Origin of the sequence: Companilactobacillus zhachilii (assembly GCF_003606365.2) — a bacterium.
GTDB classification, from domain to species: Bacteria; Bacillota; Bacilli; order Lactobacillales; family Lactobacillaceae; genus Companilactobacillus; species Companilactobacillus zhachilii.
Window position 1 is genome coordinate 164,087 of the sequence record NZ_CP031933.2, and the last position, 15,137, is coordinate 179,223.

Consider the following 15,137-nt stretch of genomic DNA (forward strand, 5'->3'; position numbering starts at 1 on the left):
CTCCTTAATTTGACACTAGCTCTGATTTTCTAGCTAGCATGGCTTTAATTTCTGGTATTAACTCGTTTTCTAAGAGATTATAACCTTGCTTGGTAAAATGTAATCCATCTTTTTGTAGTAATTCTTTTAGGTTGGCACAATTAGCCATGTCATGTAGTAAATCAATGTAGGATACGTCTAATTGCTTACTGAGGTGTTCCGTTACTAGTTCAAATTGCAATTGGCGCGTCCATGGTCTCGTTGGGTCTTTGATCCAATCAATGTATGGCGGTGAAAGCAAAATAACACGTTGTGTTCCTAAAGTTTCTATTATACTAGTCAGATTCGCTGCAAATTTACCGGGTTTGATTTCATCATCTGTGGAAATATCGTTGGCGCCGAAACCTAAGATAATAATTTCAGGGTTTAGTCGCGCTACACGATCAACACGTGTCATAGCATTATTGGTTTTGTAGTCCGAGATCGACATATTAATGACTTCATAACCAGGAAAGTCTTTCCGAATACGTTTGGCCAGTATATCACTAGCCTTACCATTCCGAAATCCCATCATGGTCGAGTCCCCAAATAATACTATTCTTTTCATATATGTTTCCTTTTTTGAAAATGTTCTATACTATACTAGAATACCAGAAAACTAGTAAAAGTTAATTATAATCTGAGGTGGGTGGGAGTTGTTTAAATTTGCCGTCTCCGGATATGGAAATATTCTCCTGCTGTGCGGACCGGGCAGAGCCAAGGTCTCGTCCCTCGGTTTGAAGCCTTGCAAGTTCGGCAAGTCTCCAAACTCGCCCGGTACTGTAATGGCTGAAGCCATAACAGTACTTTCACGGCAGGAGAATATTTCCATATCCTACGACTAATTTAATTGTTGGTTGGTTTGTATGTTTAAGTTAACGGATTTAAATAATAATAATGGGTGAAATTTTGTGTCAATAGTCCTATTTTTCAGATGTCTGTTTAGCTTATACTGAAGAAGTAGTCCCACGCTACCGAAAATTTTTAACTAAAACTTACTTTAGATACAATAATTAAAGCGTATTTATAATTGAACTAATAGAACCTAGTCGGAAGGAACAAGAAATTCAGGCCGCTGTGAAGGTGGTGTTAGCGCTTTAGCGCTTACTCCACTGGACGAGTTTTGAAACTCGCGTACTTTGCGAGGTTCAAAATCGAGGGTCGAGACCGCCCTTTGGCTCGAGCCGGTCCCATAGCGGCCTGAATTTCTTGTTCCTGGAGACGGCATATATATAAAAAGACAAGCAAGGTAGAATAATATGCAAAGTTTAACTAACTACGATGAATTTACTCGAAAGCAATGGGAAAGTTTCCATGGCGAATATACTAAACAAGCGATTACTGACGGTGAGTTAAGGAAAATCAAGTCTTTGGATGATGAGATTTCTATCGATGATGTGCGCTCGATTTATGCACCGATTCGACACTTACTTCATATATATTTAAAAAATTATCGCAAGTTATCAAAATTAAAAAATGAATTGATCAAACGTTCAACGCGGAAGATTCCATTTATTATTGGTGTTTCCGGTTCGGTGGCTGTGGGTAAGAGTACCACGGCTCGTTTATTGAAGATTATGTTGGAACGGGCTTATCCGCAATATAAAGTTTCACAAATGACGACGGATGGCTTTTTGTATCCTAGTAAAATTTTGAAGGAACGCAATTTAATGGATAAAAAAGGTTTTCCTGAAACATACGATATGGAAAAACTTTTGAAATTCTTGGGTGATGTCAAAACTAAGGGTGGCAAAATCAAGTATCCACTGTATTCACACAACATTTACGATATTATTCCTGACCGTTATGAAGAAACAGATAATCCTGATATTTTAATCGTTGAGGGGATAAATGTATTACAATTGCCTCATAACGAACAGATTTATGTCAGTGACTTTTTTGATTTTTCAATTTATATTGATGCCGAAGTGGATGATATTGAGAAATGGTTCTTAAATCGTTTCGAAAAGCTACTAGATTTGGCTAGAAACGATCCTAATAGTTACTACTATCAATTCACCCAGATTCCGGAAAAGAGTGCTATGGACATGGCAAAGCATGTTTGGGAGACGATAAATTATCCTAACTTGCGTGATTATATTAAGCCGACAATGAACCGTGCCAACCTGATTTTACACAAGTCAGAGGACCATCAAATTGATAAAATTTATCTTCGTAAATATTAAGCGCTAACAATATATGACATGGAACTGAATTTCGTATACAATAGAATAAATAAAAAAATGGGGGAAATTGATTTGAGCAAGCAATGGCCTGATGCTGATAGCATCATCGTTCTAGACTACGGTAGTCAATATAACCAATTGATTACTCGTCGAATCAGAGATATTGGTATTTACTCTGAATTATTACCAAACACTATTACTGCTGCAGAAGTTAAAGAAATCAATCCTAAGGGTATTATCCTTTCTGGTGGACCAATGAGTGTCTACGATAAGGATGCCTTTTCAATCGACCAAGACATTTACAAGCTAGGTATTCCTATCTTAGGTATTTGTTATGGTATGCAATTGATGTCTTATAACTTAGGCGGAAAAGTTGAATCAGCTGACAACCGTGAATACGGACGCGCTGACATTACTGTTAAAGATACAGATTCTGTATTGTTTAAAGGCTTACCTGAAAAGCAATATGTATGGATGAGTCACGGTGACCTTGTAAGAGAAGCACCTACTGGCTTTGACGTTGTTGCTACAAGTAAGAATGCGCCTATTTCTTCAATCGCTAATGACGAAAAGAAGATGTATGGTGTGCAATTCCATACCGAAGTTAGAAATACTGAATTCGGTTCAGAAATCTTAAAACACTTTGCCTTTGATGTTTGTGGAGCTGAAGCTAACTGGTCAATGGATGATTTCATTGATCAACAAATTGAAAAGATTCGTGAAACTGTCGGTGACAAGAAGGTTCTTCTTGGACTATCCGGTGGTGTTGACTCTTCAGTTGTTGGTGTTTTGCTACACAAAGCCATTGGTACTCAATTAACAAGTATCTTCGTTGACCATGGTTTGCTACGTAAGAATGAAGCTGACCAAGTTATGGATAGTTTGAAGGGTAAGTTTGGCTTGAACATCATTAAAGTTGATGCTCAAAAACGTTTCCTAGACAAACTTGCTGGCGTAACTGATCCAGAAAAGAAACGTAAGATTATTGGTAACGAATTTATCCAAGTGTTCAATGATGAAGCAACTAAGCTTAAAGGAATTGATTTTCTAGCTCAAGGAACACTTTATACAGACGTTATCGAAAGTGGTACAAGTACTGCTCAAACAATCAAATCACACCACAACGTTGGTGGACTTCCAGAAGACATGCAATTTAAGTTGATCGAACCATTGAGAACCTTGTTCAAAGATGAAGTTCGTGAACTAGGTGAAAAATTAGGTATGCCACATGACCTAGTTTGGCGCCAACCATTCCCAGGCCCAGGTCTTGGAATTCGTGTAATTGGTGAAGTTACCGAAGAAAAACTCCAAATCGTTCGTGATAGTGATTGGGTCCTACGTGACGAAATCGCTAAGAACGGCTTAGACGAAAAAATCTGGCAATACTTTACAGTCTTGCCAGGAATTCGTTCAGTTGGTGTTATGGGTGATGGTCGTACTTACGATTACACAATCGGTATCCGTGCCGTTACTTCGATTGATGGTATGACAGCTGACTTTGCGCAGATTCCTTGGGATGTATTGCAAAAGATCTCAGTTAGAATCGTAAATGAAGTTGGTCACGTTAACCGTGTAGTTTATGATATTACTTCTAAGCCACCTGCAACTATTGAGTGGGAATAAAGCGACTAATTAGGTTTAGTGCCGGAAGACCACTAGTTCGTTATTAAAAAATAATAGTTGTCGTCAGTCATTTAATGGCTAACTGCAGACGTGATCTTCAGTGATGAGGGTCACGTTTTATTTTGTCAAAAATAGGATAAGTCTGGTGTCCATTCGCCTACGCTAGTTGTTGAAGAGGTGCGTGATTATCATTTGAATACACTGAAATTAATAGTTCAAATAGAGATATTCCAGTATTTGTGAGCGTCGTTTTTTAAGCTGGCGCTTTTCTATATTCTGATTGATTTATGGGTTTTAAAATAAGGCGTCAATTTATAAAGAAGATATATTGAAAGCGCTTTGCCGTAATGGTATGTTTGATTACATAGATTCGATTGATGCCATCTAGTCAAGGGGTCAAAAGTATGATCCTAATTGATACAGATAGCATTCAATTATGTGTATATTTTCCTCTCTGACGTAGCGACATGGTCGATGTAATGACGCAACTCAAGATGACGCGTAGAAAGGACGAAAACATATGAAAAATTTACAGGCAGGCGGCTTTCTCTTCGTCGGCGGTGCGATAATCATGACTACGACGGAGTTTGGTAAAGTAGTTCCGATGATAGGCGTGGCGTGTGCGATACTCGGCGTGGGTATGCTGATCTATTACTTGTTTAGCAACGACGGTAAATACTAGTTGCGGCGGTTACTGACAATGCAAAGATAACGAAGTTCCTCGGTCTGCATTCAGCGTTCGTTTTGGTTCTGGGAAGTTGTGAGGTGGCAATCCATTTTTTTGTAGTTACTGGTTTGATAGAGGTTAGTGATATTGAGCTAAGAAAGAGAGCCTGTGACAGTGTTTTTGCTGTGGGAAATACTACCTCTTAGGCACACAGATTAAATAAATAAAAATGGCTCTTTGTCAAATCATATTGATGAATGATTTTGGGCTTAAAAGCATCTCTTAAGTGAGGTGTTTTTTTTATGTACAGATAAGCATTGCTCTTTTAAGTTATTTGGCAATGCTTTTATAGATTCATCAGAAATCGTATTTAAAATTAAATAATTACTACCGGAGCTGTCAACTAGTAGACCATTCAGTTGTTTTATTAACCAATTAAGCACTTCAATAAATGTAATATCGTGCAAACAACAACTATAATCGTAAAAAATATCTTCTAGAGTTCTATCATCGATATTTTCTCATTGATTTAGTGAGACGGTTGCCAGACAACCAACATAAGCAACTATAATTCTGAATTTGATTTTTATTGAGTTGAAGATATTGTTTGTAAACTTTAAAGTGGTCTTCAATTTTCCATCTTTTATTGTATGTTTGAATAATTTCTTGTGACATTAGACTTGTTTTGGTTTTTCCAGAAACAATATAGTTGTCTTTATCTCACTGTTTACTTACAAACACTAATTTAACTAGAAATTTATCACCATCCATATCAAAAGATACTATTGGACTGTATAAGTACTTTTCTCTTTGTGGACCATTTAGTCCGACAAAGGTTGGCATAAAGTGTTTTTGTATTCATAGGACGATTGCTATAGTGGAAGTAGCTCTTCTTTGTTTTCTTAAACAGACCAATGCAGGATAATCTCCAATTTAGTAATTTTGAGGGCATTCGAGGAGAAGTAAACTAACTTCCAAAAAGAATGTGTTTTACCTTTAAACTGTTGTTAATTACGAAGTTTAACAGCTCTAAAGTCACGTTGTTCATCTTTCATTTATAATCCAATTATTAGACGTTGTTGTTAATGAAAATATTTTATTTAACTTAAAAATGGTGTAAAATACAAACACACGTTCTAATGGAGGGAAGAATTGGATTTTACAAAAGAAATAATTAATTTATTTGAGAAAGATATTGCGAATGTATATAAATCAAGTCCAAGACAGTCACAGGTTCAAATGGCTCTCGACGTTGAGGATTTTTTAGTTAATTCGTTAAAACAAATTATGTTTATTGAAGCACCAGTTGGAACAGGAAAAACACTTGGAGTGTTAGTCCCAAGTCTTCTTTATTGTAATGAATTTCGGCATACAATCACGTATGCAACAGCTACCAAAAATTTGCAGTCACAAATCATGAATACCGAAGTGCCACAACTAGAGAAATTGCACCTAGTTAACGCTGGGGAGACGGTTTTAGCAATGGGAAAATCGAACTATGCATGTTTAAGCCAATTGAAAGAAAATGAATCTTCATTTTTATCGAGTCGTTATTCTGAAATATATAATGCAATTGTGAAGTCCAAGACTGGTTCTAGGGATGAGTTGGAAAAAGTCTTTTCAATACACTTTGCAGATAACGAATGGAAAAAAATTAGTCTTTCTAATTATGTAGGACATTGTTCTGACTATTTATGTAAAGGACATGGGTATCGTGGGGAATTTAATCGTAGACATACTGTAACCGTTACTAATCACGATATGATTATCCAATCATACATAAATGAGATGGATCAAAAAGGTCCTATTGTTCCAATTATGGGTGGGGTTATGATAATCGATGAGGCACATTTGTTTGATGAAAATTTTTTGGGTCGAATACAGCAGGAATTAAGTTTAGGGGAATTACAAAAATTTTATGAGAAACTAGACGTTTATGGGAAAAATGGATTTAAGGATATAAGAAATCTTTTTGATGACTTATATAATCAAAATTATGGTAAATCAGGGCGGCATCCCATAACAGATAAAATTCAAAATGACTTACGTAGTATATTGAAAAGCTTACAGAGTTTGGAAACAATCGAGGAAGATAAGTATAGTTTTTCTTTTTCTAATTCACTTTATAATTTAACCACGCGTATAGGTTATATCTTAAATAATAAAGAGTGGACTTGCTGGTTTTCTATTGAGGATGGTCCTTGTTTTAATATGATTCCCAACCACTTTTATGATGATTTGGCAGATACAATTAAATTTTTTGCCAAAGGGAGTAAAGTTATATTTTTATCCGGTACATTGACGGCAACAGATGATCCAATTGGAGAACTGGAAAACAATTGGAAATTGGAAAAGTTTAAATATAAATCGTATGATACTCCTTTTAATATTTACAATCAGGCATATATATATGTTCCCAAGGGTATTCATGATCCAAAATATAAAGAATCTCATCAGAGAGAAGTATCATATGAATTAGATAATATTTGTAATAATGTTTCAGGAGGAATCCTTTTACTTAATAATTCTTTGGAAATGATGGACTCTATCAGTTCGGCGATTGGTAAAAGATTTCAAGGAAGAAAAGTTCTGAAGCAGGGAGAAAAATCAAACGAAATGTTGACTTCAGAGTTTAAAAGAGATAAAAATAGTATTTTACTTGGGTCAGGTAGCTTCTTTTCTGGTTTTTCTATTCCTGGAAATGCATTACAAGCGGTTGTTATTACTTCATTACCCTTTCCAGTTCCAGATGATCCGTTTGTACAACTACAGCAGAGAGAATTTGGTGTAGAGAATAAGACTAAGTTTGTAGTATTACTAAATATGATGTTAAAAAGACTAGAACAAGGAATAGGGAGACTTATACGCCAGAGTAGTGATTATGGAATTGTATGTATAGCTGATCCAAGAATATATACGAAAGGTTATGGAGAATCAATAATAAACTGGATGTCCTTAAACGGCTATAATATCAGGCATGGGTCGGAATCAATGAGTCTATTTCAGAAACAAATTTCTGGTGTTATTGAGAATCAACGTAACGTTGATGAAAAGAGTTATGACAAGAAATTATTAAATATTCCAAATATTGTACGCAAAAGGGAAAAGAATAGTAGTGATAAATTACGTTCTACGCATAAAAAAAATACTGGGAATGACGATATAATCGTTGATTTAAAAAAATCTGCGAATAAACGTGTGCGAGAAATTAGAAAAAAATATCCCGAAGCTAAAATTACTTTAACTGGATTCTCTAAAGTCAATACCATTGAGGGTTTGGCACAAGTCTTAGTGGATTCAGCTTTTACGTCAGGCATTGATAGGTCTGAATTTGTAGATATTTTGCCTATGCCTAAAGAAAAATGGGATAGTATCTATCCAAATCCTAGATTGTCTGGACCAGTGATTGTTACAAGAGTTGATGATTGATATATGACACGTGTAATACTTAGTAAGGTTTTGGTTATGAGCTAAAGAGGTAGTACGTTGTTTATAATGGATAATAATTTTTTAGATAGTTAAAAATCAGTAGTTAGCTTTGATGTATTCAAAGTTAACTACTGATTTTCGTATCTGCCTTAATTTAATAGTCCAATACTACCAATAAAAGCAATATGTATTTGAGTGGGAGGAGAAATCAAGAATCAAAAAATATGGACAAAACATAACACAGTAGAGCTACTAATGATAACTCTAGGTTTGTGCAATCTATGCTTTCAATTTTCAGTAGCCTAGCGGATGACGGCCTAAGTGGTATTACACTGGTTATTCGATATTACCTCTATATTAATCCAACCTGAATTATTCGGTAACTAATATTTCATGAATAATAATTGACTTCAAATTAATCGTATGTATCATGACTCTAGTCAGCATCAAAGGATGCAGCGTTACCGTTGATACCTAGACCAACACTAGGATCAGAATAAATTAAAGCAGCTCGGTGACCGTAATGTCCAGCTCGTCCACTTCCAGTAAGATTTCCACCTTCATCGCACCAGTTTGATAGTAAGTAGTGTCTTTATCAGACTTAACACAGGCCCATTTAAGCATGTAGTTAAATCCGGTACCAGATAAGCTTTCAGAAGTTGGTCTAGTAGCAGTTGTATGGTCTAGATTATTACCAATTTGTTGTTCAGAACGTTATTGAGAGTAAGTTCATCATATCTGTTGTTACGTCAACAGGTGCTCTGCCATTTGCTTTGTGTAGAGTGTTTAGATATTTTTCAAAGTAATTATTGATATTAGTAAGGTTGGGCTTGTAAGTATTACCTCTTGGCCAGTATCAGAATCGAAATTTTATTCAAATCAGTAAGATGATGCAATTCTACTTTAGAAAGAGTACCTTCATCACCATGAAATTGGCAATTATATAAAGTGATGTGAGGTGACCGACTTGGGCATTAGCCGTTCCGTCATGGTTATCATTATTACCAGTTAAGTTAGCAGAAGTGTTTTATTTAGTCTTAGTGGAGAATTTCAAAACATTATCTTTGTTAGTATCTTCATTTAAGTTTAATGAATTAAAAACATCTTCAATATTATTGTCTTTCTGATCATCAACTAGCAAATTATTTTTTCCGGCGTAAATTATTAGTTTTTCCATTGAAGCAACAGTTTTTTGATAATTGAATAGAATATATTGTATATGTCCTTTCTCCATAAAGGATTCAACTTGTTTGGGGGCTAGCATTTCCATCATAGAATGATATGTATCTCGAGGTATTAAGCTCAAGAAGTAGTTATTAGTTACAACTAAAATGTGATCATTAAACATATGTATACTTTTCAATTCATCCAGATTTATATTCAAAGTTAATTTGTTATTGGTACTTATTTCCTTCATTTTTAATTCCGGAGTAACGATGTCGTCAGGGTTCAGTTTAGGACGATGATTCTTGGGTTCTTTGGTAATATCTCTAGTTATGTTCTCCATATCTAATTTAAATTCAGATTTATCAATTCTTCCTAAATCTTCTTTCATATTGTCTACAATTGACCAAATCAAATCCATGTATTCATCATAAGATAAAATTCCAAGTGTCGAGGTTAGCCAAGTATGATGCTCTTTATCAATTCCCGCTGAAAATGCTTCTATATCATCTTTGTTATCCATTTTGTATCCTCACCTTTATAATATATTTGAATATAAGGATAATTATAATCGGGAATAATAGATATGTAAAGAACGTACGTTCGCGTGAACGGGCTTTATATAGAATTCTTGCCGAAAGTAAGAATGAAAATTCACTTTAATAATCTTTAAAATATTCGAAAGTAGAGGGTATATACCCGTATTATTCATTAACTAAGGTTTTATGAAAAGTAACTGACATCAAATTACTTTTTTAAAATTTTAGGTAAGTTATTTGATTTTTAATTAAAAGTTACAGTCAAAAAGTCAACTGACACTACACGTTATAATACGTAATTTCTATTGTTGATGCGTTGGTTAATTACGTTAATCGGAATAATCATGTGGTTAAAATAATATATAATTAATTATAATAAGGCGAGGTAGGTTAAATTGGAATTTTTAGAAAATTTGAAAAAGAATAATCAATTTCCAATAATCTTTATTGGATCGGGAATTACACAGCGTTACTTTTCAAATGCGCCTACGTGGGATGCATTATTAAAAAAAATATGGGATGAGTCCGATGTAAAACAGACTTATTATTCGAGATACCATGAATTGGAAACTAAGTTTGGTGAAAATACATTTAAAGTATATACAACATTGGCTGATGAATTGGAAAAGCAATTCGATTCAAGCTTTTATGCAGAGAAGGTTAAGTTAAAAGAATTAACTCCAGAAATGGCACATAGTATGAAAATTTCACCATTTAAAACGAGAATTGCTGAGATATTTTTAGGATTATTATTGAATTCTAATACAAAAAAAGAATTGAAATCATTTAAATCTATGCTTTCCAAGGCAAGGCTTATAGTAACAACTAATTATGATGACTTTATAGAAAAACAATTAAATAATGCAATTAAAGTTAGAGTTGGTAACCAGGGATTGTTTGAACCCGCAGGAGATTTGAATGAATTGTACAAAATTCATGGTTCAGTTAAAAATCCAAATTCCATAATAATTACAAGTAATGATTATGAAACTCTAGAGAGAACATCCGCAATTGTTAATGCCAAAATTCTTAGTTTGTTAACGGAATCTCCAATACTATTCATTGGTTATTCATTAACTGACAAGAATATTCAATCGCTTCTAACTGATCTAGCAAATAATATGCCGTTTAAGATTGAAGAAGCGGCAAAAAGAATAGGTGTTGTTAAATATGAATCGGGAAAAAATGATATTACTGAATCTATGATGGATACTGAATTTGGTGTGCACTACACTCAACTATCAACCGATAATTATGAAAAAATTTATACAACAATTTCTAAAATCAATCAGGGCTTTCCACCTTCGGAAATTTCGAAGTATCAAAGTGCAATTAAAAAGATAATTGAAGTTAAAGGTGAGAGAGGAGAATTGAAACAGGTATTAACGTCTTTTGTTAATTTGGAAAATTTACCGAAAGAACTAGAGAATAAAAATTTAGTTGTTGCACTGGGTGATAATCGTTATCTTTATCGTTTTCCAGATTATGTGGATTATGTCAAATCCTATTTTTTAGGAGAAAATCCAATGCCAACTGAAATAGCTTTAAAATTTATAACATCAATGTCAGTTCAATCACCGTTACCAATTTCTAAGTTTGTAAACAAACCGCTTAGTTTGAATTCGAAAGATAAAAATAAGATTAACAATCGACTTAAAAAGTTTGATTTAATGTCAAAAATTAAGAAAACAGTAAATGTTCCTAAAACATCTAAAAAAATATTAGGGACATATATTAATAAGACACCCGTGGAAATATTGTCATTAAATGATGACATTAAAGCTAATGTCAAATTAGCTTACTTCATTAAAAATATTGAAGAAATTGGTAAAACTGATTTTGGTTTATTAATTAAATATATTTTGAAAAATAAGGATGATGGATTTATCAAGCAAACAAATGCACGGAAATTATTTATGGCTTATAGTCTCTATACTGAGCCAATCGTTAAAAAAGTTGATTAAAAAAAGAGACAGACATAAGATTACTTATGTCTGTCTCTTTTTTTATCCAACAAAACAAGCGTTACGGGGCCGTAACTGTTTTTTGCTGATTAAAGAGTATCAAATTCTTAAATACTTTTCAAGATTATAGCCCTAGAAAAAATGTTAATAAAGTAAGAAAAAATTAAGCATGACTTTCCTGATCCTAAATAATAAATAACTCCAAATTTATTCTTAATTTACCAACTTAGGTGTTAACATATAAAAGTATCTATAATTTTAATTGCCAGTTCAAAAAGGGGAGATTTGAATCATGACGCAATCAAAAACAAATGTAATTGCGGTGACTATCGCAATTTATATTGCTACTTTTGTTAGTGCTGTTGAGGGGACTATTTTATCGACTGCTTTGCCAACAATTGTTGGTAGTTTGCATGGGGTATCGTTAATAAATTGGGTGTTTTCTATTTATTTATTGGTTACGGCGATGGTGACTCCAATCTATGGAAAATTAACTGATTTGATTGGTCGAAAGCCGGTTGTACAAATAGGTTTAGCCATTTTTACTTTTGGATCATTGATGAGTGGATTATCTAATTCAATGCTGGAGTTAGTGCTATGGCGAGCAATTCAAGGTTTAGGAGCAGGTGCGTTACCAACGGCCACGGTCACAATAATCGCCGATTTATACCCGTATGAAAAACGACCGCAAATTTTAGGACTCAACAATCTAGTTTGGGGAATTGCAACATTATCAGCCCCATTGATTGGTGGAGTAGTTGTTAATGTTTTAAATTGGCATTGGGTCTTTTTCATCAATATACCTTTACGTTTACTAATAATGGTCTTATTCTAAATATTCTTACATGAATCTAAGCAACGAAGTAAAGTTGATATTGATTATCAAGGCAGCTTTTGGTTAATGCTCAGTGTGTTATTTTTAATGTTGAGTTTTCAATTCTTGAGTTACAAGCATTTAGATTGGCCTAGTATAGCTGTATTTTGGATTATTAGTATTTTTACTTTTTGGCAATTTATTAGACGGGAACGTTTTGCCAAAAGTCCAGTTGTGTCACTTCAATTATTCAAGAATAGATCCTTTATGGCTCAAAATGCAGTGGCAGCGTTGGTTAGTGGTTACTTGATGGCCATAACAGTTTATATTCCTATTTGGGTACAAGGGGTTCTAGGAACGCCGGTTTCTTATGCTGGGTATGCGGTAACTCCACATTCGATATTTTGGATTATCGGTTCATTCGTAACTAGTTATTTGATTACTAAATGGACACCAAAGGAAATTTTGCGATTTAGTTTGTCGATTGTTTTGATAGCTGGTATTCTGCTGGCATTTATCCCGATGATGACCAAGTTCGGCTGGTTCTTAGTTATAACTGCTATTAGTGGTTTTGGATTCGGAATAACAATCGTGACAACAACGGTTGAATCACAACATTTGGTGTCAAAAGACAATGTTGGTATCGCCACTTCATTCAACACTCTAGCTAAAACGTTAGGTCAGACTTTGATGGTCTCTATCTTTGGAATTATGTTGAATGTTGGTATCCAACATGGGGTTTCAACACATGAGGGAACTAATTTAAATATGGTCAATCAATTGATCAGTCCTAAAACGGCAATGGGTCTAGCTGCTGATGACTTACCGAAGTTAAGGGAAGTATTGTACGGCGGATTGCATTGGATTTACATACTGGGATTGATTGTTATTGTACTGGCTATTTTGATTAACAAATTCGGATATAAAAAAGATAATTACTAAAAAAACACATAGGAACGGGTAAGTTTAGAATTTCCCATTCTTATGTGTTTTTTTATTCGTAATATTTTATTGTCTTTTCCAATTCATCTTTGACAGCAATAATTAGTGAAGCTGGAGATTTAACGTGAACTCTTGAACCTTGTCCCATAATCCATAGAACGAGCCCTTGAGTATAAGCGTTACCTTCAATCAGAACCTCGTTATCGAGTGTTTGTTTTACTTTGGAATTGGGAAAGTGGTCAAGAGCAGTTTGGGGGTAACCGGAATAATAAAACTCAAAACTGACTTTATTACCATAGCTCAACAAGTAAGTATCGTTTAGTTCAGAACCATCATCTTTTTTTAACTGACGGGGCATTTTTATTTTCGCAGCTTTTGAAACAGCATATCCTTCAAATCGATCCAGTCGGTAAGGGAAACTTTGGTTAGATTCTTCATTGTACATGACAACATAAAAATAAAAGGTGTCGAAGTAGAGACTTATGGGTAAAGCTAATCCTTGCCGTACGATTCCAGAACTACTGTGATATTTGTAATCAATCGTAAGATTATCGCTGATATAATTTGAAAAATCCTTGATACGTCCTAATAAATTATATTGAGATTTAACCGGTACATATTTAGCAACGGTACTATTTGTTAGTTGAACGGCTTTATCGCGGTCCTCTTTTGATAATTGGCCTAGTAATCGGTTACGCAGTTGAGCAAATTCAGGTTTATTAAAGGAACGAGTACCAATGACAATTTTTAGAAGAGCCAAGATTTCTTCAAATGGTATATCGGTATTTTTGGTGATGCAATAACGTGGTGGATTGATTTTTGTCACAAAATTAAGATTTACGTCACTATCTTCGATATATTCTCTAATCGATTTTATATAACGCTCAATTGTTCTACCTTTGACGCCATAGCGAGTTTCTTCATTTTTTAGATATAGTGTTTCACCCTGAATCATTCGAATGAACATTGAAGCAACTCGATCATTTACACTCATAATTCTTCCTCCAAAGGTGGATTTTCTCTCTAAGTTAATAATAATATTTATATATTAACTGCGGTGCATTATTTGTAATTAAAAACACCTTTGGAACATTGTTTTGCTCAGAAGGTGTTTTGGTATGTCTTTTATTTGGTGATTTCGAGAATCTTGGCATGAACTTTTTCAGCGTTCCAATGGCCGTTGGCGCCTGAATAATGAGGAATCGTTACGACATTTCTTTTAGCGTATTCAGCCAAAGCTTTGTTAGAAGCATTTCCAACCGCAACGATAGTAGCTGTAGCAGGGATGTTAAGTTCATCGAGATGTTTTTCTAGATTGGCAACATCTTCTTGACTAGGATTTACTTTTCTACTGTCACTTTCGATAACTGGGGTTAGGTCAGTCATGAAAGCTCCCCACATATCAGTGTTGTATAGAGCAGCGGCTAGGCGATAGTCCATACTCTTTTTGGCGCCATGAAAATTCAAGAAGTTAGTGTTAGGATCTTGTTTAACAGCCGCATTGCCAGGATTTAGACCAACTAGAACGTATTTGACTTGTTGCAATTGTTCAGCGATATCACCTGTTAAAGCATCGGCAGGAAAAGTTTCAGGTTGATAATATGCTCCAAATAATTTTTCTCTTTCAGCATCACTTTTATTTGCTAGCGATTCAGAAGGTGTGTTCCAAATAGCCCAGCTATCTACAGTATTGAATGGTAATGATTTAGTATTGTTTGTCATAATATTTAATCGCTCCCTCATTTGATAAGAATATTATAGAATTTTCATGCGACATATTATGTCATATTA

At 34.4% G+C, this 15,137-nt stretch carries 9 protein-coding genes and 1 pseudogene; 6 read left to right on the forward strand and 4 right to left on the reverse strand.

Annotation, left to right across the window (positions count from 1 at the left end):
* Positions 1-4: 4 nt before the first annotated feature.
* Positions 5-586 carry an SGNH/GDSL hydrolase family protein gene (locus D1B17_RS00750; RefSeq protein WP_120143805.1) on the reverse strand — a complete coding sequence of 194 codons (582 nt, stop codon included), beginning with the start codon at positions 584-586 and terminating at the stop codon, positions 5-7.
* 691 nt (positions 587-1,277) lie between these two features.
* Here D1B17_RS00750 and coaA point away from each other — a divergent pair.
* The 4 genes from coaA to D1B17_RS00770 all read left to right on the forward strand — a co-directional run bounded on the left by coaA (position 1,278) and on the right by D1B17_RS00770 (position 7,923).
* Positions 1,278-2,204, forward strand: a complete 927-nt coding sequence (gene coaA / locus D1B17_RS00755) for a type I pantothenate kinase (RefSeq protein ID WP_120143802.1) — start codon at positions 1,278-1,280, stop codon at positions 2,202-2,204.
* A 57-nt stretch (positions 2,205-2,261) separates the two neighbouring features.
* On the forward strand, positions 2,262-3,827 hold the full coding sequence (guaA, locus tag D1B17_RS00760; RefSeq protein WP_120143800.1) for a glutamine-hydrolyzing GMP synthase: 1,566 nt from the start codon (positions 2,262-2,264) through the stop codon (positions 3,825-3,827).
* Between the two features lie 520 nt (positions 3,828-4,347).
* A complete protein-coding gene (locus D1B17_RS12505; protein ID WP_166806584.1) occupies positions 4,348-4,509 on the forward strand; it encodes a hypothetical protein in 162 nt (53 codons plus the stop codon).
* Positions 4,510-5,646: 1,137 nt separating this feature from the next.
* A complete protein-coding gene (locus tag D1B17_RS00770; RefSeq protein WP_120143794.1) occupies positions 5,647-7,923 on the forward strand; it encodes an ATP-dependent DNA helicase in 2,277 nt (758 codons plus the stop codon).
* 1,027 nt (positions 7,924-8,950) lie between these two features.
* Here the strand turns inward: D1B17_RS00770 and D1B17_RS00775 are convergent.
* Positions 8,951-9,610 (reverse strand): hypothetical protein, encoded by a 660-nt coding sequence (locus tag D1B17_RS00775; RefSeq protein WP_120143792.1) that lies wholly within the window; start codon positions 9,608-9,610, stop codon positions 8,951-8,953.
* Between the two features lie 429 nt (positions 9,611-10,039).
* Between D1B17_RS00775 and D1B17_RS00780 the strand changes: the two genes are divergently transcribed.
* Both D1B17_RS00780 and D1B17_RS00785 read left to right on the forward strand, forming a co-directional pair.
* A complete protein-coding gene (locus D1B17_RS00780) occupies positions 10,040-11,590 on the forward strand; it encodes an SIR2 family protein (protein WP_166806585.1) in 1,551 nt (516 codons plus the stop codon).
* Between the two features lie 292 nt (positions 11,591-11,882).
* Positions 11,883-13,368: pseudogene (locus D1B17_RS00785) on the forward strand (MFS transporter).
* Positions 13,369-13,398: 30 nt separating this feature from the next.
* Here the strand turns inward: D1B17_RS00785 and D1B17_RS00790 are convergent.
* The gene (locus D1B17_RS00790) at positions 13,399-14,340 is read right to left on the reverse strand and encodes a helix-turn-helix transcriptional regulator (RefSeq protein WP_120143788.1); all 942 of its coding nucleotides are present in this window, start codon (positions 14,338-14,340) and stop codon (positions 13,399-13,401) included.
* Positions 14,341-14,471: 131 nt separating this feature from the next.
* A complete protein-coding gene (locus D1B17_RS00795) occupies positions 14,472-15,068 on the reverse strand; it encodes a uracil-DNA glycosylase family protein (RefSeq protein ID WP_120143785.1) in 597 nt (198 codons plus the stop codon).
* Positions 15,069-15,137: the final 69 nt, after the last annotated feature.

Bases quoted from the DNA above. Each gene is read 5' to 3' on its own strand.
- D1B17_RS00795 (WP_120143785.1), bottom strand. From the start codon at position 15,068: ATGACAAACAATACTAAATCATTACCATTCAATACTGTAGATAGCTGG.
- guaA (WP_120143800.1), top strand. From the start codon at position 2,262: ATGGGGGAAATTGATTTGAGCAAGCAATGGCCTGATGCTGATAGCATC.
- D1B17_RS12505 (WP_166806584.1), top strand. From the start codon at position 4,348: ATGAAAAATTTACAGGCAGGCGGCTTTCTCTTCGTCGGCGGTGCGATA.
- D1B17_RS00790 (WP_120143788.1), bottom strand. From the start codon at position 14,340: ATGAGTGTAAATGATCGAGTTGCTTCAATGTTCATTCGAATGATTCAG.
- D1B17_RS00750 (WP_120143805.1), bottom strand. From the start codon at position 586: ATGAAAAGAATAGTATTATTTGGGGACTCGACCATGATGGGATTTCGG.
- D1B17_RS00775 (WP_120143792.1), bottom strand. From the start codon at position 9,610: ATGGATAACAAAGATGATATAGAAGCATTTTCAGCGGGAATTGATAAA.
- coaA (WP_120143802.1), top strand. From the start codon at position 1,278: ATGCAAAGTTTAACTAACTACGATGAATTTACTCGAAAGCAATGGGAA.